This window comes from Desulfobacula toluolica Tol2, assembly GCF_000307105.1.
Lineage (GTDB): Bacteria > Desulfobacterota > Desulfobacteria > Desulfobacterales > Desulfobacteraceae > Desulfobacula > Desulfobacula toluolica.
Genome location: NC_018645.1, coordinates 935760 through 962589, shown reverse-complemented (window position 1 = coordinate 962589; position 26830 = coordinate 935760). Strand labels below are relative to the sequence as shown.

Genomic DNA, 26830 nt, shown 5'->3' with positions numbered 1-26830 from the left:
CCCACAGGAGCAACCCATGAACACTGAAAAAGATTTTCATGAGAAGCTGACGGAGCAGTTGACAAAGCACGAAGGCCTGAGACTGAAACCCTACCATTGCCCGGCCGGCAAGCTGACCATCGGCATTGGTCGAAACCAAAAAAATGATCACCGCCGTAAAAAACCAAAATTTCATCCAGGCAGCCGCAGAGATGAAAGACTCCCGCTGGTACACCCAGGTGGGACAACGGGCCAGAACCCTTGTGAAGATGATGAGCGAACTTGATGCTTAAACTGCTGTTTTTGCCCCCAAAAAGTGGGGTTTAAGAGATAAATTTGGACTTTTTTAAAACAAATTAATTATAATAACAAAAGGTTAGCGAGGTCAGACCCTGCTTGCCCAATAAGCCAACAAGCCAAGCCTGACCCCAGCCTCTGCTTGACTACTGTTCCTCATGGGTGTATATTAGGAACAATGAAACAAGGAGAGCCACCATGCCCAAAACACGTTTAAATATCAGTATTGACCAGGATCTGGCAGATTTTGTAAAGGTATATGTTCAAGAAAACCGCACCACAGTAGCAGATGTGATGACGCAATTTGTTCTGGCACTCAAGAGGCATGCCCAGGGAGACAGTATGGAGATCATCCTCTCTAACCCCGATTTTTCTAAAGCACTGCTTGATGTGCAATCCAATCTTCGTAATGGCACCTCCCAATGGCATACTTTTGAAGATATTTTTAAGTAGAAAAACATGCCTTATATTACAAATGCTGAAAGAATAGGCAGGCAGGAAGGCAGACAAGAAGGCAGACAGGAAGGAAGGCAGGAGGCCAGTAATAAAATGATATTTTCCCTGGTCCAAAATGCAAAAAAACAAGGATTTCCTGTGGAAACGATCGCTAAAATTGTTAACCTGGATATAACCCTGGTTAAAAAAATACTGAATAATGAAAAAGTGGAAATTCCTTTGCATCTTCTTGATTTGGAAAATAACCACTGATTCCTCAAATACTTTATCCATCAATAAGCCAATAAGCCAAGCCTGACCCCATGACATGAATCATAAAAAAATAGCCGATCAGTTGATAAAACATGAAGGCCTGAGATTAAAGCCATACCATTGCCCTGCCGGCAAGCTCACCATCGGGGTCGGCAGAAATCTTGAGGACAAAGGCATCACTGAAAAAGAAGCGGCACTGCTGCTTGAAAATGATATTGAGGAGTGCCTTGAAGATTTAAAAACAATCTTTCAGGAGTTTGATCTGCTGCCGGAACCGGTACAGCGGGTGCTTGTGGATATGCGGTTTAATCTGGGTCCCAACCGCTTCCGGCGTTTCAAAAAAATGATTGCCGCCGTTGAACACCAGAATTTTAACCAGGCTGCCATGGAAATGAAGGATTCCCGCTGGTATTCCCAGGTGGGTAAAAGGGCCGAAACCCTCATTAACATGATGAAACAAGCCTGAACCCAACGGCTTCAAAACCCAGAACCAAATACCCAATTAGGATCAAAAACAATGGGACACCACGATCTGTTTTTCAAACAGACCTTTTCAATCCGTGAGCATGCAGTTGATTATCTTCAGCATATTCTTCCTCCTGAGTTGAGGGAAGGAATTGACTATGCCACAGTCACCATTGAAAAAGACTCTCATGTTGACACCAAGCTTGCAGAATACTTTTCCGATACTGTTTATTCCTGTCGCTTTTCCGGGACGGATCTCAAAATAGCATTGCTGCTTGAACATAAAAGTCACCCGGACAACAATTTACCGTTCCAACTGCATCGCTACATGGCCAACCTCTGGAAAAACAGTGCAAAACAAAAACAGCCCAGAATGCCGGTCATTCCCATTGTGCTGTATCACGGGGCAGATAAATGGAATCCAGGACTTTTAAGTTCCCGGTTTAAAAATCTGCCCGATGCGGTAAGGCCATTTGTTCCTGATTTTGAATATATATTCGTAAATCTTTCCGCCTATTCAAACGAGTTCATCAAAGAACATTTTTTTACGCTGGCTTCCCTGCGCATTGCAATGCTGATCATGAAGAATATTTTTGATCAGAAACTTCTGGCACAAAATCTGGGCAATTTTTTTGAACTTGGCCGTTCAATTTTTCAAGAAGCCCAAGGGTTGAATTTTTTGGAATCGGTGATAAACTATCTGTATAGGGCAACTGAAATTGAAATAAACACTGTTGTTGAATCAATTGCCGCTATTACAATAAAGGGAGGAGAATTCGCTATGTCAACTGCAGAAAGACTTAGACAGGAAGGCAGACAGGAAGGCATGCAGAAAGGCATGCAGAAGGCCAGTAATAAAATGATATTTTCTCTGGTTAAAAACGCAAAAAAACAAGGATTTCCTGTGGAAACGATCGCTAAAATTGTTAACTTGGATATAACCCTGGTTAAAAAAATACTGAATAATGAAAAAGTTGAAATTCCTTTGCATCTTCTTGATTTGGAAAATAACCACTGATTTCCCAAATACTTCATCCGCCAATAAGCCAATAAGCCAAGCCTGACCCCATGAAAATACACCAAATGCCAATACTTAGACCTTGCCCCATCGACACCAAAGGGTGTGGTGTGGCAAAGCGCCTATGGCGCTGGGTAACCACGGTGCGGCAGTGGGAAGTCATGGAAAACTGGGAATACTCCCTGCCCAACAGCGGCCCGCGCATCATCATCCCCAGGGGTTTTCTGTTTGACGGGGCCTCCATCCCCAGGCCTTTGTGGGGCGTACTCTCACCCATCGGCCTGCTGCTGATCCCCGGGTTGATCCACGATTTCGGATATCGCTACGACTATCTCTGGGCCTGGAAAGCCGACGGCACCATTTACAAATACGGCAAAGGCCAGGGCCAACACTTCTGGGACACCATTTTTAAGGATGTGGGCAAAGCAGTGAACGGCATGGCTGTCATTGATACACTGGGCTGGGTAACCCTGACCGTGGCCGGATGGTGGGTCTGGCGCAGCAACCGCAAACAAAACACCCCGGAACTCATCCCTGACCCCAATTTTTTCGTTAATAAAAAATGAGGAATGTATGCAAAAATTTTTCAAAGATAAAAAAATAGCTGTAACTGGTGCTTGTGGTACAGTAGGTTCTGAACTGGTCAGACAGCTCCTTGAAGACTTCGAAATCGGAGAACTCATTGGACTCGATAATAATGAAAGTGAAATTTTCTTTTTAGAACAACAATTTTCCAAGTATCCACATGCCCATTTCATTTTAGCAGATATCAGGGACAATGCTAAATTGCTCAAAGTGTTTAAAGGCGTTGATATTGTCTTTCATTCCGCTGCGTACAAGCATGTCATTCTATGCGAACGTTCGCCCATGGAAGCGGTGCAGACCAATATCATGGGAGTTCGTAATATCATTGATTCAGCTACTGAAAATAGGGTTGAAAAAGTCATCTTTACCAGTTCGGATAAAGCAGTGAATCCCACCAACGTCATGGGTACTTCCAAGCTCATGGGTGAGCGGCTTATGACTGCGGCAAACAGCAACATGCGCTTTGGAAAAACCATATTTGCCTCCACCCGTTTCGGGAACGTTCTGGGTTCCCGTGGCTCAGTCATTCCTATCTTTAAAAAGCAGATTGAAAAGGGCGGTCCCGTGACTTTGACAGACCCCAAAATGACCCGCTTCATAATGAGTATCCGCGAGGCCGTGCGCTTGGTAATTGACTCTGCTTTTATTGCCAAAGGTGGGGAGGTATTCGTTACCAAAATGCCGGTCATCCATATAGAAGATTTGGCAGAAGTAATGATCGAAGAACTTGCTCCAAGATATGGGTACAATCCCTATGATCTTAAAATCAATACCATCGGAACCAAACCCGGAGAAAAATTGTACGAAGAACTCATGAGCGACGAAGAAACCTTTCGAACATGGGAACTTGAACGTTATTTTGCAGTTCTTCCGGCATTCAGGTCTTTGTACAGGGAAATTGATTATTCCTATGCCGATGTCCTGAATACGACTCTGGATAAAGCTTATCATTCAGCCAACGAACCTGCACTGAACAAAAATGAACTCCTGGATTTCCTTCTGACCAATAACTTGATCGAAGAGTTTGACGAACGTCGAACACAGCCCCCGGAACGTTATTGGCCATAAATCTTGAAAAATTTTAATGAACTGGAGCTAAACGTTATGAACAACATACTTATTCTCGGTGGTGATGGCTATCTTGGTTGGCCCACGGCCATGCATTTTTCTGAGCTTGGATACGACGTGACTGTAGTTGATAATTATTTTCGTCGAAACGCATGTACCGAGCTGGACGTTGGAATGCTCTATCCCGTTCCTACGCTTATTGAAAGAGCAAAAATCTGGCATGAAAAAACGGGCCGGGAGATCAAGGTTGCCATTGGAGACCTCACCGATCCGGAATTTGCCCGTTCCTTTTTTAATGGTCGGGCCGGTTATCAGTGGGCGGTGAATGAAAAATTTTCCGGTATTCCGGAAACCGTAATCCATTATGCTGAACAACCTTCAGCACCATATTCATTAATGGATTACAAACACGCTAATATCACGCTTTCCAATAATTTGCTGGTTACAAACAATCTGGTGTTCGCTCTCAAAGATTTCAGCCCTGAAACTCATGTGGTTCATGTCGGCACCATGGGGGAATATGGTACTCCCAACATTGATATTGAAGAAGGGTGGCTGGAGATCGAACATAATGGCAAAAAAGATACCTTTCTTTTTCCACGACAGGCGAGTTCTTTGTATCATACCACTAAAATCATGGATACAGATCTTTTCTGGTTTGGGGTTCGGATGTGGGATTTACGCGTTACAGACCTTATGCAAGGCCCTGTCTATGGCGTGGAAACGGATGAATCTGTCATTGATTCACGTTTGAAAACACTTTTTAATTATGACGAAATATTTGGTACTGTGCTGAATCGGTTTATCACCCAGGCCATTGTCGGGTATCCGCTTACTGTCTATGGAAAAGGGGGTCAAACCCGAGGTTACCTGGATATTCGCGACACGCTTCAATGTGTGCGCAAGGCTGTTGAAAATCCGCCGTCAAAAGGAAAATTGAACATTTTTAATCAAATAATGGAAACTTTTTCCGTAAATGAATTGGCTGAAAAGGTCCGGCGAATCGGCAACCGGCTCGGCTACGGCGTAGAAGTCAAACAACTTGAAAATCCCCGCAGAGAAGCAGAAGAGCACTACTACAATCCTACCTATCAAGGATTGCTGGATTTAGGTGTTGAACCCCATTATCTGACGGATGAAAGCCTGGAAAAAATGTTTAAACTCGTTGCTGCCTATAAAGATAATATCCGTAAAGATGTGATTTTTCGAGGTGTTAAATGGTAGAATCGCATAAAAAATATCTTATCACCGGTGGTTGTGGTTTTATTGGTGTAACGGTTATTCATCAGCTTTTGAAAAATTTTCCGGATGTATCCATTCGTATTATGGATAACCTGAGCGGTGGAACTGCTGAGGACCTTAAAGCAGTGACCGATTTTGCCCTTGTAAAACTTGATGAAATCGGCCCGATGAAGCATCCGGGGGTTGAATTGGTTGTTGCGGATATTTGCGATGCCAATGCCGCCAAGGTCGTGGCTCAAGGTGCAGAGGTCATTATTCATCTTGCAGCCAATACCGGCGTACAACCCTCCATTAATGATCCAGTTGCCGATATGCGTGCAAATGTGGAAGGCACTGTCAACATGCTTGAAGCTGCCCGTGAATGCAGGGTGCGTTCCTTTGTGCTGGCGTCTTCCGGTGCACCCATCGGCGAGGCGACACCACCACTTAATGAAAAGGCTGTGTGTCGGCCTATTTCTCCCTATGGCGCCAGCAAACTGGCGGGGGAAGCATATCTTTCCGCATATAGCGGCAGTTTTGGACTGAATACTGTGGCTTTGCGTTTTTCCAATGTTTATGGACCGTTTTCACGCCGAAAGGGAAGCGTAGTCGCAAAATTCCTTCGTCAAGCCTTGGCAGGAGAACCGTGGATTCTCAATGGCGGTGGAGAACAGACGCGCGATTTTATATATTCGGAAGATCTTGCCCATGCTGTCATCAAAGCTGCTTATCTAACTTCAGGAGCCGAGCTTTTTCAAATTGCAACAGGCGTTGAAACGTCTGTCTTGGAAATGGCAAATATGCTTTCTCCATTTATTGAAGCACAGATGGGAAACTGTCCTAAAATAGAGATTGGCCCACCCTTGATCGGTGATGTTGCCCGTAATTTTGCAGACATCTCCCACGTCAAAAACGTTCTTGGATGGACACCGCAAACCTCACTTAAATCTGGTCTTATAAAAACGATTGAATGGTTTGTTGAGTATGCTTGATGGAATATTATAAAATATGTTTTATGCTTTGTTTTATTTATTAAAATTAAAACAGAGAGAGCCTAATTTCTCTGGATTAAACTTTTTTACTATTAGCAACGGTGGTGCCAATGGATAAAGTAGGAATCATAACATTTCACTGTGCACATAATTATGGCGCGGTGTTGCAGGCTTATGCATTAAAAAGAACTGTTCAGCTTTTGGGTTATGACAGCCATTTAATTGATTTTCGGCACCCGTTGATGATTAAAAGCCATGCATTGTTCAGAGATTGGAAAGATTTACGTTCGTTTGTACTAAATACTTTTACAATCCTTCGTTATCACAAAAGAAAAACACGCTGGAGTCGATTTGAGCAATTTATGCAAGAATTTTTAAATTTGTCAGAAAAGCGATATTCCTCTTACGAAGAATTGTTGAATAATCCACCTCCTTATGATGCATTTATTTGTGGAAGCGACCAAATTTGGAATCCCCACTCACGCCTTGATCATGCGTATTTCCTTGGTTTTGCTTTGAAGTGTGAAGCGAAACGAGTTGCCTATGCTCCCAGTTTTGGTGTGACTTCAGTACCTGATAACCGAAAGGAAATGTTGAGTGATTTAATCTCCAATATTCCCCATTTATCAGTTCGGGAACGACAAGGGCGTTCGATCATTAAAAAATTGACGGATAGAGATGCTGAAATAGTGATTGATCCATCACTCCTGCTTACATCAGAACAATGGAAAAAAATGGCAATTACTCCAGATATTCAAGTCCCTTATATTTTGGTCTATTGTCTTGATAATTCACCAGTTTTTTTCGAAGTACTTAGAGAACTTAAGAGGAAAACCAATTTGATGGTTGTTGTTGTTGCTCCAAATCCAGCAAGTCGGGTTAAACATGGAGACCATTTTATTTATGATGCCGGGCCTCGGGAATTTCTTGGTTTGGTGAACCAAGCGAAATGTGTTTGTACCAACTCGTTTCATGGAATGGCTTTTTCAATTGCATTTCAAAAACCATTTTATACAGTCCCCCATTCACTCGTAAACTCCCGTTTAAGCAATCTTTTGGAGTGTTTGAAATTATCAAAACAGCAATTGACAAGTTCGGAGCAAGTCCCTGCAGATCCCTTAAAATTGGATTTTATTCGTACAAATCACCTTTTGAAACTTGAAAGGGAAAAAGCCATTCATTTTTTAAAATCATCATTGGAACAATAAATGCGAAATGAAAATAGTGAAAGATGAAAGAAAATCCGGGGCGGCTCTTGCCTATATCATAATCGGAGCCAATTCCTTGGTCGGACTATGTTTTACACCTTTTCTTTTGCGATGCCTTGGGCAGGCTGAATATGGATTATACCAACTAATCGGTTCTTTTGTGGGTTATTTAGCGATACTCGATTTCGGTATTGCGTCCACCATTACCCGTTATGTGGCAAAATATCATGAGGAAGGAGATACTCGCGGCGAAGAGAACTTTCTCGGTATGTGTTTTATGATCTATACAATCATGGGCCTATTGATTGTTATGCTCGGCACTTTGGTATTCTGGCAATTGGATGTGATTTTTGGACCATCACTTACGCCATCTGAATTATCTAAAGCAAAAATCATGTTTCTAATTTTAATTGTTAGCATAGTTGCTACTCTTTTTGACCGCGGTTTTACAGGAGCCATATCAGGATATGAGCGTTTTGTAATTCCACGAATTGTCAATATAGGACGTATTGTTTTTAAAGTTTTAATTTTAGTTTTATTGCTTTTAAATGAATTCGGGGCTATTGCTATTGTGGTTACAGACGCAGTTTTAAACCTTATTGTTCTTTTTGTGAATTCATTCTATGCGCTGAACAAGGTTAAAATACATATTCGTCTACATCAATGGGACAAGAAATTGGCCCGAGAAATATTCTCATTTTCCTTTTTCATATTTTTAAGTGCTGTTACCGCTCAGCTTTGGTTTCGCTTGCCACAACTCATACTTGGTATTATGACAGATACGGCATCAGTCGCTGTTTTTGCTGTTGCAATACAATTTAACGAGATGTATATGGGCTTATCCTGTGCCATCTCTGGAGTCTTCCTGCCCAGAGCAACACAAATGGTTGCTCGGGGTGCATCTGGTGAAGAATTGACCGATATGATGATTGGGCCAAGTCGATATCAATTGATGCTGTTAGGTGCCATACTCAGTGGTTTTTTGCTTTTTGGCCGGCAATTTATAACGCTTTGGGCTGGGGTGACCTATGCACAAGCATATATAATCGCCTCAATTATTATGGTTCCTATAACCATTCCATTATTTCAAAATTTAGCGATCAGCATACTGCAGGCAAAGAATAAACACAGCTTCCGTGCCTTACTCTATCTTGGCATTGCTGTTGCCGGAGCCGCCGCCTCAATTCCATTGGTAAGAATGTACGGAACAATCGGCGTTGCTTTTGGAAGTGCATCCACATTTATTTTGGGAAGTATTATTATCATGAATATATATTACCACTACGTAATAGGAATCAACATACCCCGATTTTTTAAGGAAGCATGCCATGGCATACTGCCCTCCATTCTCCTTTCCGGTGCTTTGGGCGTTGTGTTGTCCTATATTTGGGCGGATTCATGGATAAAACTGATAACTCAATGTGTGTTGTTTATCATTGGGTATTCTTTTATTCTGTGGAGCTTCGGGATGAATAGTCGTGAAAAAAGATTTTTTTCTTCATGTACCATCATTGCATTGAATACCTTTATGTCAAAAAATAAGATTGGTGAATTAAAATGATTGTTCAACAAATGGAATCCTGTAGTGGATGTTCAGCCTGTGAAAGCATTTGCCCTAACGATGCTATTGACATGAAAGAAAACAAGGAGGGTTTTCTCTATCCATCAATCAATGCTGAAAAATGCGATCAGTGTGGTATCTGTGAAGATATCTGCCCTGTTTTATCAAGTAATTGGCGACTTCCAAGAAATGAAACACCGCTTATTTATGCGGCATGGAACAATGATGCAAAAATTAGAAGATTGAGTTCCTCGGGAGGCGTGTTTACAGATTTGGCTATAGGTACTTTGGAAATAGGCGGCGTTGTTTTTGGCGCAGGCTTTAATGAAGACGCGGAAGTCACGCACAAGGCCGTTGGGGATGTAAATAGCCTGGAAGATCTTCGCGGTTCCAAATATGTTCAGAGCCGAATTGGTGATACATATGAACAGGTTCAAGAACTGTTAAATGAAAAAAAACAGGTGCTTTTCTCGGGTACTCCCTGTCAAATTGCCGGGCTGTATGCTTTTCTTGGACGAGATGATGAAAATTTATACACCTGCGATTTTATTTGTCATGGCGTGCCCTCTCCTAAAGTGTATCAAAAATACCTGGCGTACATGGAAAATAAATACAACTCCAAAGTAAAACACGTATCGTTTCGTGATAAACGGTTTGGATGGATAAGGCCTGTGGTTGTAGTGGATTTCGAAGAAGGCGGTCAGAAGTGGGAATTTTCTCAAGACAATCCTTATTTTTTTGGATTTGTAAAAAATATTTTTTTGCGAAGAGCTTGTTATGTCTGTTCATTCAAAGGCATACCTCGTGTCTCGGATATTACGCTTGCCGACTTCTGGGGCATCGGTGAACGAGAGCCGGGTTTGGATAATGACAAGGGTACTTCACTGGTGCTTGTAAATTCTGAAAAAGGGCAAATGCTTTGGGAAAAATGCAGAAGCAGTTTGTTTTCGAAAAAATGCCCAGCCGAATATCTCAATGGAAATTCCACCTTGTTTGGATCTGTTCCAGCGAACAACAAAAGAGATTTTTTTTTCAGAGACTTGGATCGTTTTGGATTTGAAGCAATCATTGACAAGTATATGAAACCGAGAAATAAAATAAGACAATGGATGTCTTTGCTTAAAGCGCTTATGATAAGAACAATCAATGGAATTTTAAAAAATCAACTTTAATTGTCCGCAGACTAATTTTCTGTGATAGGTTGTAAAATGAAAATCGTTTTTTGGGTGAATATTCCTTCAATAAATATGGCATCACTGTGGCGGGAACTCGCTGATATCTGGGCGGAAGAGATTACGGTTATTGCCGAAGAACGCATTCTTGAAAGCCGAATAAAGCTCGGTTGGCAGGTACCGGATTTAAAAGGAATCAGGATTTTTTACCTGAATGAGTGTTTGGTAACACCTCAAATATTTGTATACGAATACATTCAAAAACATGCTGATGCCGTTCATATTTTGGGACTGGGCTCCCGCAGTGCTGACTTGGCAATGAAGGGACTGAAAAAAATTTCAAATCCTCGGGTGATGATTATTTCTGAACGAATCGACTTTCGGCAATTGAAAATGAAATTGAAAGCACCGATTTATTACTGGCGATTTTTGCGCTGCAACAGGTATTTGTCTGCCTTTCTCGCCATGGGGAATTTGGGGGTACGTTCGTTCAAGCGACTGGGAATATCGAGTGATAAACTCTATCCGTTTTCCTATGCTCTGCGAATGAATCCAACCCAGACTGATAAAACTGAAAAAAAATGTAAGTCAAGACCACTTCGATTTATATATGTCGGAAGAAATTCCAAAACAAAAGGAATTGATGTCTTACTCAAAGCCTTTGTGCATCTTGCAGATAAAGAGTGGCAGTTGAGCGTTGCCGGATTCGAACCGACTCTTAAAATGAAAAAACAATTATTAAATCAAGGTCTTTACGAAAAAATTAATTTTTTGGGTCCTGTTCGCCATGATCAAATTTTTAAACTCCTTGCGGAACACGATGTATGCTTGGTCCCGAGTCGTTATGACGGATGGGGTATGGCAGGCAGCGAGGCAATTGCATCCGGTATCGGTGTAATTATAACTGATAAAGTGGGTTCTCTTGATATGGTGAAATACAGCGGTGCCGGTCGAATTGTCAGAGCCGGCAATATCTCAGAGTTGCGAAATGCCGTTGATTGCTTGATAGAAAAACCAGAAATTGCAGAACACTGGAAAACACTGGCGAGTGAATATCTGCCGAACCTTTCGTCCAAACGCCTTGCTGAATATTTGGGTGCCATCTTGCGTTACGAATTCAAAAATAAGCATAATGATGTTCGACCAACATATCCATTGGCAAATCCCGATAGACACGCCCAATGAAAATCCATCGTTTTGCCATATCCCGCAACATCATACGCGATTGCACAGCCGTGTTGTTTGGGCTTGCCATGATTTTACCGCAGTCTTTTTATTACGGTCGACCTATGTTGGTGCTTGCGACGTTTATTCTATGGATAATTTTCACTTTGGACGGAAGACTTGTCATTACGATGAAAAAAACGGCCCTACCTATTTTGTGTTTACTTTATTTCCTAATGGTTGTACAGCTTAATTTGCGCGTGGGAAATGTTGGATATTATGATATTTTTATAGCAGGACCTATCTATAGTATCCTGGTTATAATCGTTGCCAGTCACTACCAGGTCCATTTTCCTGATCGCCTTCGGTTAATTCGATACTGGCTGCTTGTTTTGATTGCAATTTTAACCGTGCAAACCATTCCGGAACTGATTGCAAGACCATATATCACTCGAATGTTGGCTACTAATTCGGATAATCCATTGATTGCTGATTTGTATCGACTTGGATTTTTAGGATATCCACAACTCTATGCGCTTTCTATTCCCTTTACAACTTTCATTGTTCTGTTTTCAAGTACCAAATCTATATTCTTTAAACACATTTTATTTATATCAATTATTATTATTGGTTCCATATTATTGTTGTCTACTTTGACCTTGGTTGCAACCTGTTTTATCGGTGGCATCTTTGTATTGTTGGTGTATATTTTTTTCTACACAAAATCTTTCAAAAAAAAAACGATTCTGTATCTTTTGCCGTTGGTGTTAATAGTCAGTATTGGACCAATAACTAGCTTGCTTGGTTCTCAATTTGAACCTATTGAGTTTATAATAAAAAAAGGAGAACGTATATTTACAGGTGTTGCGGACTCCGGAATATCGCAAGGTGATCCCACAGGTCGGGGAAAAATGTTTTTCCGTTCTTTGAATACTTTTCTTGAAACCCCCCTGTTTGGCACAGGATTTACCAATAGAACTTGTAAAATAGGTGGGCATTCGTCTTTTATGGATGGATGGGCCTATTTCGGGATTATTGGTAATTTCCCAATATTTGCGTTTCAGTTCCTCCTGTCATGGGTTGCCTTTTTAAATTGGAGAGCTTCTTCAAGAAACTTTTACAGAGCTGCTCACAGCATTTCCTGGTTTATTTATTGGCTGGTGACGGTATGTAACTCAACCACATTTATTGTACTGCCTATTCTGTTGTTGTTTGTTGATTTCATGCCGAAGTACAATCAAAAAGATACCTCTCGTACTTATCTTAAAGGAGCTGTTGCAAAATGAAGCTGTTAATGACATCAAATATTATTTTTCCGTCAATTGCACAGATGTGTGATTTGGATAGTCATGTGGGCGGAGGATGGTTACTCACCGATGTGGAAGCTTTGACCTCCCGTTTTCCAGATTTAAAGCTTGGGGTGCTTACAATGCACCCTCAAGCATCTCCGGGCAAATATGAAGACGGTCATATCATGCATTATATTGTCCAAGGCAGTTCATATGCCATTACACATTGGCCCAACCGTCAAATTTTGACTGGCTTTGCACAAGCGATCAGTGACTTCCAGCCTGATGTAATCTACGTTCAGGGAACGGAGTATAACTATGGACTTGCTGTATCCACAGTGGCTCCGAACATTCCTTCGGTGGTGGCTATTCAGGGTCTGGTTTCTACTTGTAGAGATGCGGAACGTTCATGCATGAATATTTCAACGCTTTTGCGTTGCCGAACTGCTAAAGACTGGCTTGAATATTTTTTATATAAATCCCCTATGGAAAAACGTCAGGCTAAGTTGGAGGTCGAAACTCTTCGGCGTTTTTGTCATATCCTTGGTCGGACTCAATGGAGTAAAGCCTATGCCCGGGCTATCGCTCCCCATGCAGCGTATTATCATGTTGATAATATTATGCATGCTGAGTTTTGCAAAGCAAAATGGGATATTGCAGTTTCGGAACAGTATAGAATTTTTTCAATAAACGGTCTTCTGCCACGAAAGGGGCTGCATATTCTACTTGAAGCGGTGAATTATCTAAGGCGTGATTTCCCTGATGTGAGCCTTCGATTCCCAGGAATTCGTCTGGAACTGAATAAATCATGGCCCAATATTCAAATGAAGGGATACGAAAAATTTCTTTGTCATCTTATTCAAAAATGGGGTTTGCAGAACAATGTGAAAGGACTTGGAAATCTTGATGCTTCAGCCATGGCTGTAGAATTGACGAAAGCACATGTTTTTGCAATGCCCTCTTTTATTGAAAATTCATCCACTTCGCTTTGTGAATCAATGCTTGTTGGTACTCCCAGCGTTGCTGCATATGTCGGGGGAATGGGTACTATTGCTCATGACAGAATGGAAGCCTTAATGTTTCCAGCCGGAGATGCCGTGGTTTTAGCTGAGCAAATTCGAGCCTTGTTTGAAGACAAAAATCTTTGCATAAAATTATCACAAAATGCACGTAAAACAGCATTGTACCGTCATGATTCTCAAAAAATTACTGACAGTTTAATGCAGATATTTCAGAGTATTGTATAATTGTAAATTGCAAGTGGGTTTTGTAACAAGAAAAGCCTTGCTCTATATATCTCTATTGCTGCGGATCTATGAATTCGAATATCATGAAGGAGGCAAACAGTAAGCTTTCAATGACAAATCAAAGAAAAATATTGTTGGAAAATCATTCATATTTACGGACGGTTGTGGTTGCTAGTAATGCTATCCAAAGCGGTACATCTACAGGTGGAATAATGCATTCTTTACTGGGAAGTTGGCCCCGGGATAAGCTTGTACAAATTGTAACCCCTTTTCTTGAGTCGGGTACCCCGGATTTTGACAGTTGCAAGGATTATTATATTATTCCGCCTGTGGGTGGGGTCAAAAAAATTAATTCATCTGCCTCCCAACTTCGAAAGAGTAGCTATGCTCGATTACCGGCATGGGGAAAACGAATTAAACCGTGGTTTCCTTATCTAAAAATATTGTTTTCTCCTTTGAGGGAATATTTGTGCAGTCGATCCGCTTATATCAGTAAACTTGAAAATTCTCTTCGCTGTCTACGACCGGAAATAGTTTATGCATTGGTGGGAAACTATTTTTTGGCCAAGGCTGTAACCCTTGCCTGCAAAAAAGCTCGTGTGCCGCTTTATCTGCATATTGTGGATGATTATGTAACTTCACTCTATGACGGTGAGTTTTCTCAAAATTATTTAAAAAAAATGTCCGTATATTGGCTTAAAGAAGCAATTGAATACGCGACAGGGCATGCTGCAATCGGCCCACACATGGCCCAAGAATATCAGCGCAGATACGGGTGTGATTGGAGTTGGTTTACGACGCTCTGCCAAGCTTCAGATTATGACCCTTTGCCGTATTTTCACCACCCAAAAGAACCAATCAAGTTTGTTTTTGCCGGAAACATCACTTTGGGCCGTTGGCATTTATTGCAAAAACTGGGCAATTCACTTTCAAAACTGGCGAAAGAAGGTATTTACGGGTGCTTAACTATTTATACAAGTCCTGCTTCAATTGAAGTGTATGGTAGAAAATTAGAAAATTTTCCGATCGTTAATCTACAGCCTTGGGTACCGGTTTCTGATTTGCCTAATATTTTTCATAAGGCAGATGTGCTTGTGCATGTGGAATCTTTTGGCGCCGATTACGTGAAGTATACGAAATGGTCTCTTTCCAGCAAAATCAGTCAGTATATGATGGCGGGTCGGCCTATTCTGGCGTTTGGAGAACCCAGCCTTGCTTCCATTCGCCTGGTTGGAGAGCATGATACTGGCTTTGTATTGGGTTCATTTGAAGAGCGCTCGATAAAATCTGTTTTGAAAGATTTGATTAAAAATCATGAGAAGCGTATAGCTTTGGGAGAAAACGGTCGATGCTTTGCAATGAAAGCTTTCGATTTCGAGTCCCGACGGGAAAATTTTAGACAGGAATTATTAAAAGCGTATAATAACTGGCATGACCGACAAGCGTAATAATTGATATTAACCAGCAACTATCTATGCTGGTGGTTTCCGATATTTGATAATGTTGAGAATGATTTGAAGAGGTTAATTATGGCAAACAGGAATGCAATTACATGATTAGAGGTGTTAAATATAAATGTTGACAGATAGAGTTCTTCTTATAAGTGGTGGGACAGGATCTTTTGGCACGGCTGTTCTAAAGCGTTTCATTAAATCCAAAATTGGTGAAATTAGAATCTTCAGCCGTGATGAGAAAAAACAAGATGATTTGAGAAAGAAAATTAATAATACTAAAGTAAAATTCTTTATCGGAGATGTGCGTGATAAAAACAGTGTGGACAATGTAATGAGAGGTGTTGATTATGTTTTCCATGCGGCTGCATTAAAACAGGTTCCATCATGTGAATTTTTCCCAATGCAGGCAGTAAAGACTAACGTGATGGGTGCAGAAAATATACTTCATGCCGCATTAAAATTTGGAATTAAAAAGGTTATTGTACTGAGTACTGACAAGGCTGTTTACCCCATTAATGCTATGGGATTATCAAAGGCTCTTATGGAAAAAGTCATGGTGGCAATGAGCCGGAATAGTGACATAACTGTAATGTGTGGCACTCGATATGGAAATGTCATGGCTTCAAGGGGCTCGGTTATCCCACTTTTTATTCAGCAGATTAAAGAAGGCATGCCTCTTACAATAACTGATCCTGATATGACTCGATTTATGATGACACTTGATGATGCTGTAAATTTAGTTTTATATGCTTTTGAAAATGGTATGCCGGGTGATATGTTTGTTCAAAAATCTCCTGCATCAACTATTAATACTCTGGCACATGCCTTAAAAAGCCTTTATCATGCTGACAACCCAATTAAATATATTGGAACCAGGCATGGTGAAAAGATTTTTGAAACGTTGGTCAGTCGTGAAGAGATGGTCAAAGCTACTGATATGGGTGAATATTATCGTATCAGTGCAGATAACCGTGATTTGAATTATGACCTGTACTTTTCAGAAGGAAAGAAAAATATGTCAAAAATTGAAGAGTATCATTCTCATAATACTAAGCGCCTAAATCTGGAGGATACTAAAAAAATACTTTTAAAACTTGATATTATCAGGGATGATATTGCGAAAATTCAAAACGACACTTGCCCTGACTTAGTGAAAAAATCTTATAGTTGATGACTATAAAATGACTCAATTGGATGAATTGGATAAATTATGATTAAAGTCGGCATCACAGGACAATCAGGATTTGTAGGTAGTCATTTATTTAATTATTTAGGATTAAAAGAGAATATCCAACAAATTTTGTTTGAAAAATTCTTTTTTGACAATTTCAAATTATTGAAAAATTTTGTTTCGAAATGTGATGTAATTGTTCATCTTGCAGCTGTTAACAGGCATGAAAATCCAGAAATTTTGTATGAAACCAATATCAGTTTAATAAAAAAACTTATTTCGGCATGTTCTGCTACAGAATCAAAACCTCATATCATCTTTTCATCTTCCACACAGGAAGAAGGTGAAACACCCTATGGAAAATCAAAGCATAATGGACGGTGTATGTTTGAAGAATGGGCTAACAGGAATAATTCAAAATTTACAGGATTAATTATTCCCAATGTATACGGTCCTTTTGGAAAGCCATACCATAATTCTGTAGTTGCAACCTTCTGTTATCAATTAAACCATGGTGAAAAACCAAAAATCCATCTTGATGGAACGCTTAAACTTATTTATATTAATGAGTTGGTTGATCTCATTTTTAGGATTATTATCGAGGAGGAAGATGAAATACTATGTGATAATAGGACATCGGTATATCAGGTCCCTTCTTCTCAAACCGCCAATGTTTCAGAAATCTTATCAATTTTGACTGAATATAAAAATGAGTATATGGGCAAGGGATGTATTCCCAATATCAATGATTCTTTCAGATTAAATCTTTTTCATACATTTAGATGTTATATGCCCGATGACTATTTTCCCTGTCTTTATCAAAAGTATGAAGATAATAGAGGGGAATTTGTTGAATTACTTAGAGCTAATTCTGCTGGCCAAAGTTCATACTCCTTAACAAAGCCTGGAATTACCAGGGGTGATCATTATCATACCCGAAAGGCTGAACGTTTCGCTGTTGTTAAAGGAAAGTGTTTAATTCAATTAAGAAGAATTGGCACTAATAATGTTATTGAATATGAATTGGATGGTAAAGCTCCAGCATTTGTAGATATACCTATTTGGTACACGCATAATATTGTAAACATCGGTGATGAAGATTTATATACTTTTTTTTGGATTAATGAATTTTATGATCATAATGATCCGGACACCTATTTTGAAAAGGTAATTGTTTAATAATGGCTGTATTATCTCCACTAAAAGTAATGACAATTGTAGGCACACGTCCAGAAATTATTAGATTGTCCAGAGTTATATCTGTTTTAAATAATCATGTGAATCATATAATTGTCCATACAGGACAAAATTATGATTATGAACTGAATGAAGTTTTCTTTGAAAATCTGGAATTGCGTAGACCTGATTATTTTTTGGGCATAAATGCCGTATCCTTGGGCAATGCGGTGGGTGATATTATCCGTAAATCCGAAGATGTCTTTTTAAAAGAAAAACCTGATGCGGTTTTAGTGCTTGGAGATACTAATTCTTGCCTTGCAGCCTATATGGCAAAACGTTTGCATATTCCTATTTTTCATATGGAAGCGGGGAATCGTAGTTTTGATTTCAATGTTCCTGAAGAGATTAACAGAAAAATCATCGATCATATAGCTGATTTTAATCTGGTCTATACAGAACATGCAAGAAGACACTTAATCAGCGAAGGCCTTCAGCATAGAAGAATATACCTAACAGGATCGCCAATGTATGAGGTACTCAGTTATTATGGGCAAAAAATTAATGACTCAAAGATAATGGATAGTTTGGAACTCACAAAAAAGAAATATTTTGTGGCTTCAATACATCGTGAGGAAAATGTAGATAATTCAGCCAATCTTGTTAAGATAGTTTCTATTTTAAATGGTTTGGCAGAAGAATATGATTTTCGTGTTATAGTATCGACACATCCAAGAACGAAAAAGCGATTAGAAGAATTGAAAAATATAAATATTGATAACCGGGTTGTTTTTATGAAACCTTTTGGTTTTCATGATTATAATCATTTACAGATACATGCCAAATGCACACTGTCTGACAGTGGTACAATCAGTGAAGAGTCTGCAATTCTATCTTTTCCAGCGATTAGTCTTCGACAGAGTATGGAAAGACCAGAAGCTCAAGATGCTGGTACTATTGTCCTAACTGGATTCGAAAAAAATATTGTTTTAGGAGCAGTAAGAACAGTAATTCATGAACATGAAAATAATAATGATTATAGCGATATCCCCGCGGAATACTTAATTAAAAACACCTCTCTTCGAGTTTTAAAATTAATACTTGGCAACACTAAACTCAGTAACAAGTGGTGGGGGATTGTTTAAACTGACTTTCACAGAGAACAACTAACTTTTAGAACTTCAATTCTCTAAATATTTTTTAAAAAGGTAGTATCTATATTATGAATAATATTCCTTTTATTTCCATCATCATTCCTTGCCGTAATGAAGAACAATTCATTCGTAAATGCATTGATTCAATAATTTCTCAAGATTATCCAAAGAGTAAATTAGAAGTGATAGTTGTTGATGGCATGAGTGATGATAGAACAAGGGAACTTCTTAAAATGTATATGAAAGAGCATGCGTTTGTAAGGCTTTTGCATAATCCACAAAAAATTGTTTCAACTGCTTTGAATATTGGTATAAAAAATGCTCGGGGTGAGATAATCGTTAGAATGGACGTTCATACTGAATATGCACCAGATTATATCAGCCAATGTTTTCAGATTCTTAAGCAAACAGGAGCAGATAATGTAGGGGGGGCCGCTAGGACTAAAGCATATACCTATATTCAAAAAGCCATAAGTATCGCCTACAAAAGCCCCTTTGGGGTTGGAGGGGCTAAATTTCACGATAAGAATTTTGAAGGATATGTTGATACTATAACTTATGGTTGCTGGAAAAAATTAACTTTAGAAAAAATAGGCCTTTTTGATGAGGAACTCGTTCGCAATCAAGATGACGAACTTAACTTGCGGTTAATTCGATCCGGTGGCAAGATATGGCAATCACCTGCAATAAAGTCATGGTATTACCCACGTGATTCTATTGTTACTTTGTTTAAGCAATATGTACAATATGGATACTGGAAAGTCAGGGTGATTCAAAAACACAAAATGCCTGCTTCGATCCGTCATATTGTTCCAGGTGCTTTTGTAGGTTTACTTGCCATTATAACTGTGCTTTCTCCATTTAGTCAGCTTTATCTGAAAACATTAGTTATACTCCTTGCTTGTTATATACTTACAAATTCAGTAGCTTCATTCCTGGCTTGCAAAGAATCTTCAAATTGGAAATATATTACTGTTATGCCGATAGTATTTGCAGCCTATCACTTCGGGTATGGTTATGGTTTTTTACGTGGTATATTGAATTTTGCTATTTTAAAAAAACAAGATCTTAAAACATTCACAAAACTTACACGCATTACACGCAATAGAAAGGAAAAAATAAGATAAAGAACCAATACTTGAATGAAGCTGTCGGCTGTGGAAGTCACTAGCAGTGTCAAGTGTTCTTTATCGCGTTGCAGCCATACTCCCTTCAGATGAAAAAGCTCTGGAAATTGGATATAACAGCGGGATGATCTCCTGCTATATGCTCATCCAGTATGAATTGTCAGAATTTGACCTGATTATTTCATGTAAAAAAATATGGTTTAAGCGACAACTTTATTGATAAATACCGGTTAGCAAGAGGTGATATGGAAAAAATCAGGATGAATAAGAACCGAATGAACCACGAAGTAAAAAGGATTCAAAGAGTTTATGCAGAAAGAGATGCCTCTGGTAGAAAAGCTCTTTATGAATGGCATCGTCCTGAAATAATACAACAAGACGCTGCGCGAAGGCGCATTGCTGCTACATTATTGGCAAATACCATAGGTCGAGATATTTCTAAAGTTAGAGTTTTAGATGTGGGCTGTGGATCAGGAACTTTTTTGCGTACTTTGGTGGAGTGGGGAGCGTATCCCGAAAATTTGGTTGGCACGGAATTATTGACGGATCGATTGAAAAAAGCACAGCAATGTTCTGCACCGGGGATAGATTGGCATATTGGTGAATTGGATTTTGCTGAGTCAGATCGCTTTGATTTGGTGGTGACCAATACAGTTTTTTCTTCGATTTTGGATAAGGCAATACGAACTCAACTGGCTACAGATATGTGGCGGGTACTCAAACCAGGTGGTTGGATCATGGTGTTTGATTTTCGTTACAATAATCCATCCAATCGGAAGGTACGCAAAGTAACACGTCAGGAATTGCGAGGCTATTGGCCAGCAATTGATGAACGTTACCAGACTTTATTGCTTGCACCGCCTATTGCTAGACGGCTGGCTTCGGCACCTTATCTTATCAGTGAGCTACTGACGGGTTTTATACCGTTGCTTCGGTCCCATTTCATTTATATGGCACAAAAAGGTCAAAATTAATGTTTAGAACATATAGGATTTTTATATGAACGTTCCTTTTGCAATACCTGATTTAGGAAATCAGGAAATCCAGGAGGTCATTTCCGTTATCAAAAGCGGTTGGCTGACCACTGCTTCCCGATGTAAGCAGTTTGAAGAAAATTTTGCAAAATATGTTGGTGCGAAGCATGCGCTGGCTGTTAATTCAGCTACCGCAGCCCTGCACTTAGGCGTTGAATCCATGGGAGCAGACCCAGATACTGCTGTCCTCGTCCCCACATTTACCTTTACCTCTACGGCCGAAGTTGTGCGTTATTTTGATGCGGAACCAATTTTTGTAGATTGCGAGCCAGATACATTTTGTATTTCCTCTGATTTAATCGAACAGGCCTATGACCATTATAAAGCAAACAACCTCCCTGCAAAAAAAATCAAAATCATGATTCCAGTTCATTTTGGAGGACACCCTTGCGAGATGAATGATATTGTAGCCTTGGCTAAAAAATATGGTTTGAAAATAATAGAGGATGCAGCCCATGCCATCCCAACGCGATATGCAGCCGCTGAAAGTTTACAGGAATCTAACCAAATTGAAGGCAAACTGATTGGAAATACTGGTGATATTACCTGTTTCAGCTTTTATGCAAACAAAACAATGACAACTGGTGAAGGGGGTATGCTTTGCACGGACAATGATGACATTGCAAAAAGAGTTCAGGTGATGCGTCTTCATGGGATCAGCCGAGATGTCTGGGACAGATTTGAAACCGGTGCCTCCTGGGAATATGACATTGTAGCACCGGGATACAAATATAACATGCCGGATATAAGCGCAGCCATAGGCATTCATCAGTTGAAAAAAGTTGAACAATTCAGAGACCAGCGCCAGAAAATAGCACAAATATATTTTGATGAGTTAAAAAATATTCCCGGATTGATTTTACCCCGATTAAAATGTCCAAAGGAATTTCATTCCTGGTATTTGTTTATGGTTTTAATCAATCCAGAAGCATCAAAAAATGGATTAACCCGGGATGATCTGATCACTGAACTAAGCAAGCGTAATATTGGAACCAGTGTTCATTACAAACCCCTTCATCGCATGTCCTATTATAAAAACCGGTATAAATTAAAGCCGGAAATGTTTCCCAATGCGGAATGGGTATTCCAAAGATGTGTGAGTTTACCCATGTTTTCGGCAATGAAGGAAAATCAGCTTGAATATGTGATTGAATCAATTAAAGAAATTTTGCTATGAAACTAAATTTTTATTGATGGTGATGAATGAAACGTTTTTTTGATTTTATGTCGTCTTTGATGGGCCTCATCTTTTTATTACCTGTTTTTATTGTTGTTGTATGGGTAATAAAAAAGGATAAAGGCCCTGTTTTTTTTCAGCAGCAAAGAGTTGGAAAATATGGCAAAATATTCAATATTTACAAATTCAGAAGCATGATCATTGATGCTGACAAATTGGGTGCCAAAGTAACAGCTTCATATGATCTGAGAATTACCCGTATTGGCAAATTATTAAGAAAAACAAAAATAGACGAACTGCCCCAGTTATTCAATGTGCTTATGGGTGATATCAGTCTGGTTGGACCTCGCCCCGAAGTGCCTTATTATGTTGCAAAATGGCCTGATGCCTGCAAAAAAACTATTCTTTCCGTAAAGCCTGGTATTACCGACTATGCCACTTTATATTATAATGATGAGCAGGCAGTTCTGGCAAAGGCGGATGATCCCGAAAAAGCATATCTCAATGAGGTAATGCCACATAAACTTGAAATGTATAAGCAATATGTTAAAGAGCAGAGTTTTTGGCTGGATATCAGAATTATTTTAGCGACGTTATTGAAAATGGTCGGGTTTGGTAAAAAAAGCCAACAAGGAGTTGTTGATGTCTATGACTGTTATAAAATCAATTCATAAGAAAATTGCAGATCAACTGATTCAACATGAAGACTTAAGATTAAAGCCTTATCGTTGTCCTGCGGGCAAGCTCACCATCGGTATTGGTAGAAATCTGGAGGACAAAGGCATAACTCAAAAAGAAGCCATCATGCTTCTTAAAAATGATATTCAGGACTGTATTTCAGATTTAAAAGAAATTTTTTCGGATCAGAAGAATAATGAAAATGAGAAGAATGAATTTGATTCACTGCCGGAAGGCGTACAAATAGTTCTGGTGGATATGCGGTTTAACCTTGGGCATGATGGGTTTCGGCGTTTCAAAAAAATGATTAAAGCTGTCAGAGAACACGATTTCCACAGGGCTGCCCTGGAAATGAAAGATTCCCGCTGGTATTACCAGGTTGGTAAAAGAGCAGAAAACCTTGTAAAGATGATGAAAAATTCCGCAACGTCTACAACCGGAATGAATAGAATAAGGAAATTAGCAAATGGAGAGGATATTGAAGATTTGGCTGCTTTGGCTGAAAGAAAAAATGAAGTAACAATACCTCATGAAAAGTTTATTAATGAATTAAAAAACGATGGCATAATATAGGTAGTTGTGTCTGCCTTCCGGGACAGCCATGACAAACAAAGATCTTGACCGAATAATTGATATCATACGAAAATGCCACGCCCAGAACCTAATGCCCCCCCCCAAAAAAAAGGATCACAGGCCATGTTTATCCAACTTAAAAATCCTAATTTTTACATCATCTTTTTTCTTGATCTAATTTTATTTTCAACTGCTTTTTTCTTTGCATATCTTTTCCGGTTTGAGTTTATCCTCGATCGGTCAATGCTTAACCAGATGCTTCAAATGCTGCCCCTTGTACTGATTGTCAAGGCGGCGGCATTTTTTTTTATGGGGCTTTACAAGGGCATGTTCCGGTATGTGGGGATTTCAGATTCACTGAAACTTTTCAGGGGCACAGTCTTGTCCTCCCTGATCATCATAGCCATTATACTCATTATGAAACGGTTTCAAGGCTATTCAAGGGCAGTATTTCTCATTGACGGGGTTCTCACTTTTCTTTTTACCGGGGGCCTGCGGATCTCCATACGGTTTCTTTTCAAAGAATACATGAGCAAGCAGGAAAACAAGTCCGGGTTTAATATGTTTAAAAAAAACAAGGATGTTATGCCTGTTTTGATTTACGGGGCTGGTAACTCCGGTGAAAAGCTCTACCGGGAAATCGTTGAAAACCCCAGGCTCAATTATGATATAAAGGGCTTTGGCGACGATAACAAAAAAAAACAGGGACGAGCCATCCACGGTGTACCAGTGCTGGGCGGAGTAGAGCAATTGTCTGGCATCAAGGAGAAGCACAAGATCCGGGAAGTTTTGATTGCCATGCCGTCCTCCACGGGGCAGCAGATGAGGCGGGTTGTGGACGAGTGCAAGGCATGCGCCCTGCCCTTTAAGACGTTGCCAGGCATGGGCGAACTGATCAACGGAAAGGTCAGCGTCAAGGTTTTGCGGGATGTCAGTTACAAGGATCTGTTGCGCAGGAAACCCGTGGAACTGGACACCGATAAAATCTCCGGGTATATCAATGACAAGATCGTCCTGGTGACCGGGGCCGGGGGCAGCATCGGCAGTGAGCTGTGCCGCCAGATCATCAAATTTCAGCCCCGGCAGCTGGTTCTTCTGGACGTGTCCGAGCCAAATCTATACAGCATCCAGATGGAGCTGAAGCACCGGGCCGGATATCAACGGTATGCCACGGTACTGGGCCAGATCCAGGACGAGGATCTCATTGACGGTGTAATGCAGCGCTATCAGCCCCAGGTAATTTTCCATGCCGCTGCCTACAAGCATGTGCCCATGCTCGAACGCAACCCCTGGCAGGCTGTGTCCAACAATATCCGGGGCAACCAGGTAATGCTGGAAAAAGCTCTGGAGTATGGGGTCGGTCATTTTGTGCTGGTGTCCACGGACAAGGCTGTGCGGCCCACCAATATCATGGGTGCGTCCAAGCGGGTGTGTGAGCTGCTGGTGCAAAGTTACATGGGCAACGGCACCCGCATGATGGCGGTGCGGTTCGGCAATGTGGTGGGATCTTCCGGGTCTGTCATCCCCCTGTTCCGGGAACAGATTGAACGGGGGGGACCTGTCACCGTGACCCATCCCGAAGTGACCCGGTATTTCATGACCATTCCCGAGGCGTCACAATTGATCCTCCAGGCCGGTACCCAGGGACAAGGCGGGGAAACCTTTATCCTGGAGATGGGCACGCCCATCAAAATCGCGGACATGGCCCGGGATCTGATCCGGCTGTCCGGCAAAGAGCCGGATGATGATATTGAGATACAATTCACCGGGCTTCGCCAGGGGGAAAAGCTTTATGAGGAACTGATCACAGAAGGGGAAGGCATTGTACCCACCCCCCATGAAAAAATCATGGTACTCAAAGCCAATGGAGACTGGAACGGCCTGGGCACACAGCAAGCCTTCAGAAACCAACTGCTGACCCAGCTAAACGACCTCTACACCACAGCCCTCCTCCATGATGTCCAGGGCATCCGCCAAAAAATGAAAGAGATCGTCCCCGAATACGAGGTCCAGAACAGCACCTGTGTTTTGTAGGTTCTGGGTATTGGGTATTGGGTGCTGTCAGGCTATTATAGCGGGTCTGACCCTGATAACCGTTGTTTTTATGTGTAATGTTACCTGAAATATGAGCAAAAAAGGGTTTAGAGCATACTTTTTGATGCCAAAAAGGAGCTTTTAAGCAATAAGGGTAGTGTGTTGTAGGTGTCAGGTTTGGATTATTGGCTTTTTATAAAAACCTGACACCCTGCCAGCCAAGTTATTGTTCCTGCATTTGTTCAGGGGGTATCGCCTGGAGTATTTTCCTGAATCCATCTATGTCTTTACTCTGTATGACATGACCAAGCAGATCTTTCAGCAATATCCTGTTATTCAAGGCAGTTATTTTTTTTTGTACATCTTCAGGCACATTATTGCTGAACTTTGTATCAAGGGCTTTTAAAACCATTTCCCTTGCCTCAGCAAGCATGCCTTTTTCCATGCCTTTTTCCATGCCTTTTTCTACATATTCTTTTGCCCATCCATTAATCATATCATCACCTCTATCTGGAAAAATTGTTTCAATTGCTTTGACGGCATCTGCCTTTGTGACTTTGTTGTCTGTATTTGCCAGATATTTCATGAAAATTTCAACATACTCAACAGCTGTCTCCTGCTCAAGAAAATCGTGGAGCAGTTTTATCACCTCAAACAGTTTCTCCCGCATTGCAGGAGCTTTTAAATATTTAACAACGATAAACCAGCATTTGACAACTACAGACGTGTTATACCGGTCCTCATCTTCAGCAGCTGCATCACTTAAAAAATATTGAAACTCCGGTATATATGGCTTCATATCATCATGGGGAATATTGACAATATCCTGAAAATGCAACCCCGGTGTCCAGCCTTTGTCTCCATGATAAATCAGGATGGGCAATATCGGCGGTAATTTTTTACCCAATGTTCCCTGTTTTTCAAGCTCATACCATTGCTCAACCATATACCGCAACAACTGGAATGCCGGACGTGTCGGAACATAACTTTTATGTTCCAGCAAAAAATATACAAATACAGGCACTTCAGCGTTATCTTTAAACCTGGTTTCTACCACCAAGTCGGTATAGTGCTCTTTGTATTCTTCACTGAGATAACTTTTTTTATTCACCTCTATATGGTTAAGATCAAGCTCCTCCAGTATATTGGAAGGCAGAAAGTCCTTTAAAAAACCAACTGTATTCACGGACCTTCCGTAGATATCCCAGAAAAATTTATCCTGTATTCTGCTTACTTCCTGATTGTCCTCATCCCGCTCATGCATGCTTTCAATTTAAT

General features: G+C 40.4%; 27 protein-coding genes. 26 read left to right on the top strand and 1 reads right to left on the bottom strand.

Features of this window, described 5'->3' with window-relative positions:
• The first annotated feature begins 16 nt into the window (after positions 1 to 16).
• From TOL2_RS04500 to TOL2_RS04380, 26 genes are all read left to right on the top strand, one after another.
• On the top strand, positions 17 to 265 hold the full coding sequence (locus TOL2_RS04500; RefSeq protein ID WP_041279255.1) for a glycoside hydrolase family protein: 249 nt from the start codon (positions 17 to 19) through the stop codon (positions 263 to 265).
• A gap of 209 nt (positions 266 to 474) precedes the next feature.
• Complete coding sequence (locus tag TOL2_RS04495) at positions 475 to 729, top strand: hypothetical protein (RefSeq protein WP_014956348.1); 255 nt, start codon at positions 475 to 477, stop codon at positions 727 to 729.
• A 6-nt stretch (positions 730 to 735) separates the two neighbouring features.
• Positions 736 to 984, top strand: coding sequence for an RpnC/YadD family protein (locus TOL2_RS04490; RefSeq protein WP_014956347.1), 249 nt, complete (start codon positions 736 to 738; stop codon positions 982 to 984).
• Positions 985 to 1039: 55 nt separating this feature from the next.
• Positions 1040 to 1450 carry a glycoside hydrolase family protein gene (locus TOL2_RS04485; protein ID WP_014956346.1) on the top strand — a complete coding sequence of 137 codons (411 nt, stop codon included), beginning with the start codon at positions 1040 to 1042 and terminating at the stop codon, positions 1448 to 1450.
• Positions 1451 to 1501: 51 nt separating this feature from the next.
• A complete protein-coding gene (locus tag TOL2_RS04480; protein ID WP_014956345.1) occupies positions 1502 to 2467 on the top strand; it encodes an Rpn family recombination-promoting nuclease/putative transposase in 966 nt (321 codons plus the stop codon).
• A gap of 65 nt (positions 2468 to 2532) precedes the next feature.
• The gene (locus TOL2_RS04475; RefSeq protein WP_041279254.1) at positions 2533 to 3033 is read left to right on the top strand and encodes a DUF1353 domain-containing protein; all 501 of its coding nucleotides are present in this window, start codon (positions 2533 to 2535) and stop codon (positions 3031 to 3033) included.
• A gap of 7 nt (positions 3034 to 3040) precedes the next feature.
• Positions 3041 to 4120, top strand: coding sequence for a polysaccharide biosynthesis protein (locus TOL2_RS04470; RefSeq protein ID WP_014956343.1), 1080 nt, complete (start codon positions 3041 to 3043; stop codon positions 4118 to 4120).
• Between the two features lie 36 nt (positions 4121 to 4156).
• Positions 4157 to 5344 carry an NAD-dependent epimerase/dehydratase family protein gene (locus TOL2_RS04465; RefSeq protein ID WP_014956342.1) on the top strand — a complete coding sequence of 396 codons (1188 nt, stop codon included), beginning with the start codon at positions 4157 to 4159 and terminating at the stop codon, positions 5342 to 5344.
• Positions 5338 to 6333, top strand: coding sequence for an NAD-dependent epimerase/dehydratase family protein (locus tag TOL2_RS04460; RefSeq protein WP_014956341.1), 996 nt, complete (start codon positions 5338 to 5340; stop codon positions 6331 to 6333). Before TOL2_RS04465 ends, TOL2_RS04460 begins: the two co-directional genes overlap by 7 nt.
• Before the next feature lie 110 nt (positions 6334 to 6443).
• A complete protein-coding gene (locus TOL2_RS04455) occupies positions 6444 to 7541 on the top strand; it encodes a polysaccharide pyruvyl transferase family protein (RefSeq protein WP_014956340.1) in 1098 nt (365 codons plus the stop codon).
• A 7-nt stretch (positions 7542 to 7548) separates the two neighbouring features.
• Positions 7549 to 9102, top strand: a complete 1554-nt coding sequence (locus TOL2_RS04450; protein WP_051012259.1) for an oligosaccharide flippase family protein — start codon at positions 7549 to 7551, stop codon at positions 9100 to 9102.
• Positions 9099 to 10274: a Coenzyme F420 hydrogenase/dehydrogenase, beta subunit C-terminal domain gene (locus TOL2_RS04445; RefSeq protein ID WP_014956338.1), complete on the top strand. Its 1176-nt coding sequence runs from the start codon at positions 9099 to 9101 to the stop codon at positions 10272 to 10274. Before TOL2_RS04450 ends, TOL2_RS04445 begins: the two co-directional genes overlap by 4 nt.
• Positions 10275 to 10310: 36 nt before the next feature.
• Positions 10311 to 11459 (top strand): glycosyltransferase, encoded by a 1149-nt coding sequence (locus tag TOL2_RS04440; RefSeq protein WP_014956337.1) that lies wholly within the window; start codon positions 10311 to 10313, stop codon positions 11457 to 11459.
• Positions 11456 to 12724 (top strand): hypothetical protein, encoded by a 1269-nt coding sequence (locus tag TOL2_RS04435; protein WP_014956336.1) that lies wholly within the window; start codon positions 11456 to 11458, stop codon positions 12722 to 12724. The genes TOL2_RS04440 and TOL2_RS04435 overlap by 4 nt, the downstream gene beginning before the upstream one ends.
• Positions 12721 to 13974, top strand: a complete 1254-nt coding sequence (locus tag TOL2_RS04430; protein WP_014956335.1) for a glycosyltransferase family 4 protein — start codon at positions 12721 to 12723, stop codon at positions 13972 to 13974. Before TOL2_RS04435 ends, TOL2_RS04430 begins: the two co-directional genes overlap by 4 nt.
• 83 nt (positions 13975 to 14057) lie before the next feature.
• A complete protein-coding gene (locus TOL2_RS04425) occupies positions 14058 to 15422 on the top strand; it encodes a glycosyltransferase family protein (RefSeq protein WP_014956334.1) in 1365 nt (454 codons plus the stop codon).
• 127 nt (positions 15423 to 15549) lie between these two features.
• Entirely contained in the window at positions 15550 to 16599 is a 1050-nt protein-coding gene (locus TOL2_RS04420) for a polysaccharide biosynthesis protein (RefSeq protein WP_014956333.1), read from the top strand.
• A 39-nt stretch (positions 16600 to 16638) separates the two neighbouring features.
• Positions 16639 to 17778 carry a polysaccharide biosynthesis C-terminal domain-containing protein gene (locus tag TOL2_RS04415; RefSeq protein ID WP_014956332.1) on the top strand — a complete coding sequence of 380 codons (1140 nt, stop codon included), beginning with the start codon at positions 16639 to 16641 and terminating at the stop codon, positions 17776 to 17778.
• Between the two features lie 2 nt (positions 17779 to 17780).
• Positions 17781 to 18920: a non-hydrolyzing UDP-N-acetylglucosamine 2-epimerase gene (gene wecB / locus TOL2_RS04410; RefSeq protein WP_014956331.1), complete on the top strand. Its 1140-nt coding sequence runs from the start codon at positions 17781 to 17783 to the stop codon at positions 18918 to 18920.
• 77 nt (positions 18921 to 18997) lie between these two features.
• Complete coding sequence (locus TOL2_RS04405) at positions 18998 to 20056, top strand: glycosyltransferase family 2 protein (protein WP_014956330.1); 1059 nt, start codon at positions 18998 to 19000, stop codon at positions 20054 to 20056.
• Between the two features lie 46 nt (positions 20057 to 20102).
• Positions 20103 to 20276, top strand: a complete 174-nt coding sequence (locus TOL2_RS24780; RefSeq protein ID WP_158406058.1) for a hypothetical protein — start codon at positions 20103 to 20105, stop codon at positions 20274 to 20276.
• Between the two features lie 25 nt (positions 20277 to 20301).
• Positions 20302 to 21030, top strand: a complete 729-nt coding sequence (locus TOL2_RS04400) for a class I SAM-dependent methyltransferase (protein ID WP_148278048.1) — start codon at positions 20302 to 20304, stop codon at positions 21028 to 21030.
• A 25-nt stretch (positions 21031 to 21055) separates the two neighbouring features.
• The gene (locus tag TOL2_RS04395) at positions 21056 to 22267 is read left to right on the top strand and encodes a DegT/DnrJ/EryC1/StrS family aminotransferase (protein WP_014956328.1); all 1212 of its coding nucleotides are present in this window, start codon (positions 21056 to 21058) and stop codon (positions 22265 to 22267) included.
• A 26-nt stretch (positions 22268 to 22293) separates the two neighbouring features.
• Positions 22294 to 22941, top strand: coding sequence for a sugar transferase (locus TOL2_RS04390; RefSeq protein WP_014956327.1), 648 nt, complete (start codon positions 22294 to 22296; stop codon positions 22939 to 22941).
• On the top strand, positions 22910 to 23518 hold the full coding sequence (locus TOL2_RS04385; protein ID WP_332370619.1) for a glycoside hydrolase family protein: 609 nt from the start codon (positions 22910 to 22912) through the stop codon (positions 23516 to 23518). Before TOL2_RS04390 ends, TOL2_RS04385 begins: the two co-directional genes overlap by 32 nt.
• Positions 23519 to 23641: 123 nt before the next feature.
• The gene (locus TOL2_RS04380) at positions 23642 to 25552 is read left to right on the top strand and encodes a polysaccharide biosynthesis protein (protein WP_014956325.1); all 1911 of its coding nucleotides are present in this window, start codon (positions 23642 to 23644) and stop codon (positions 25550 to 25552) included.
• Between the two features lie 223 nt (positions 25553 to 25775).
• On the opposite strand, the gene TOL2_RS04375 is transcribed toward TOL2_RS04380, so the two are convergent.
• Positions 25776 to 26816, bottom strand: coding sequence for an Rpn family recombination-promoting nuclease/putative transposase (locus tag TOL2_RS04375; RefSeq protein WP_014956324.1), 1041 nt, complete (start codon positions 26814 to 26816; stop codon positions 25776 to 25778).
• Positions 26817 to 26830: the final 14 nt, after the last annotated feature.

Excerpts from the sequence above, each read along its gene's own strand:
- TOL2_RS04405 (WP_014956330.1), top strand. The coding sequence starts at position 18,998 with ATGAATAATATTCCTTTTATTTCCATCATCATTCCTTGCCGTAATGAA.
- TOL2_RS04420 (WP_014956333.1), top strand. The coding sequence starts at position 15,550 with ATGTTGACAGATAGAGTTCTTCTTATAAGTGGTGGGACAGGATCTTTT.
- TOL2_RS04460 (WP_014956341.1), top strand. The coding sequence starts at position 5,338 with ATGGTAGAATCGCATAAAAAATATCTTATCACCGGTGGTTGTGGTTTT.
- TOL2_RS04415 (WP_014956332.1), top strand. The coding sequence starts at position 16,639 with ATGATTAAAGTCGGCATCACAGGACAATCAGGATTTGTAGGTAGTCAT.
- TOL2_RS04390 (WP_014956327.1), top strand. The coding sequence starts at position 22,294 with ATGAAACGTTTTTTTGATTTTATGTCGTCTTTGATGGGCCTCATCTTT.
- TOL2_RS04430 (WP_014956335.1), top strand. The coding sequence starts at position 12,721 with ATGAAGCTGTTAATGACATCAAATATTATTTTTCCGTCAATTGCACAG.
- TOL2_RS04495 (WP_014956348.1), top strand. The coding sequence starts at position 475 with ATGCCCAAAACACGTTTAAATATCAGTATTGACCAGGATCTGGCAGAT.
- TOL2_RS04455 (WP_014956340.1), top strand. The coding sequence starts at position 6,444 with ATGGATAAAGTAGGAATCATAACATTTCACTGTGCACATAATTATGGC.
- TOL2_RS04480 (WP_014956345.1), top strand. The coding sequence starts at position 1,502 with ATGGGACACCACGATCTGTTTTTCAAACAGACCTTTTCAATCCGTGAG.
- TOL2_RS04500 (WP_041279255.1), top strand. The coding sequence starts at position 17 with ATGAACACTGAAAAAGATTTTCATGAGAAGCTGACGGAGCAGTTGACA.
- TOL2_RS04470 (WP_014956343.1), top strand. The coding sequence starts at position 3,041 with ATGCAAAAATTTTTCAAAGATAAAAAAATAGCTGTAACTGGTGCTTGT.
- TOL2_RS04465 (WP_014956342.1), top strand. The coding sequence starts at position 4,157 with ATGAACAACATACTTATTCTCGGTGGTGATGGCTATCTTGGTTGGCCC.
- TOL2_RS04485 (WP_014956346.1), top strand. The coding sequence starts at position 1,040 with ATGAATCATAAAAAAATAGCCGATCAGTTGATAAAACATGAAGGCCTG.
- wecB (WP_014956331.1), top strand. The coding sequence starts at position 17,781 with ATGGCTGTATTATCTCCACTAAAAGTAATGACAATTGTAGGCACACGT.
- TOL2_RS04400 (WP_148278048.1), top strand. The coding sequence starts at position 20,302 with ATGGAAAAAATCAGGATGAATAAGAACCGAATGAACCACGAAGTAAAA.
- TOL2_RS04450 (WP_051012259.1), top strand. The coding sequence starts at position 7,549 with ATGAAAATAGTGAAAGATGAAAGAAAATCCGGGGCGGCTCTTGCCTAT.
- TOL2_RS04395 (WP_014956328.1), top strand. The coding sequence starts at position 21,056 with ATGAACGTTCCTTTTGCAATACCTGATTTAGGAAATCAGGAAATCCAG.
- TOL2_RS04375 (WP_014956324.1), bottom strand. The coding sequence starts at position 26,816 with ATGCATGAGCGGGATGAGGACAATCAGGAAGTAAGCAGAATACAGGAT.
- TOL2_RS04380 (WP_014956325.1), top strand. The coding sequence starts at position 23,642 with ATGTTTATCCAACTTAAAAATCCTAATTTTTACATCATCTTTTTTCTT.
- TOL2_RS04440 (WP_014956337.1), top strand. The coding sequence starts at position 10,311 with ATGAAAATCGTTTTTTGGGTGAATATTCCTTCAATAAATATGGCATCA.
- TOL2_RS04475 (WP_041279254.1), top strand. The coding sequence starts at position 2,533 with ATGCCAATACTTAGACCTTGCCCCATCGACACCAAAGGGTGTGGTGTG.
- TOL2_RS04385 (WP_332370619.1), top strand. The coding sequence starts at position 22,910 with ATGTCTATGACTGTTATAAAATCAATTCATAAGAAAATTGCAGATCAA.
- TOL2_RS04490 (WP_014956347.1), top strand. The coding sequence starts at position 736 with ATGCCTTATATTACAAATGCTGAAAGAATAGGCAGGCAGGAAGGCAGA.
- TOL2_RS04445 (WP_014956338.1), top strand. The coding sequence starts at position 9,099 with ATGATTGTTCAACAAATGGAATCCTGTAGTGGATGTTCAGCCTGTGAA.
- TOL2_RS04435 (WP_014956336.1), top strand. The coding sequence starts at position 11,456 with ATGAAAATCCATCGTTTTGCCATATCCCGCAACATCATACGCGATTGC.
- TOL2_RS04425 (WP_014956334.1), top strand. The coding sequence starts at position 14,058 with ATGAAGGAGGCAAACAGTAAGCTTTCAATGACAAATCAAAGAAAAATA.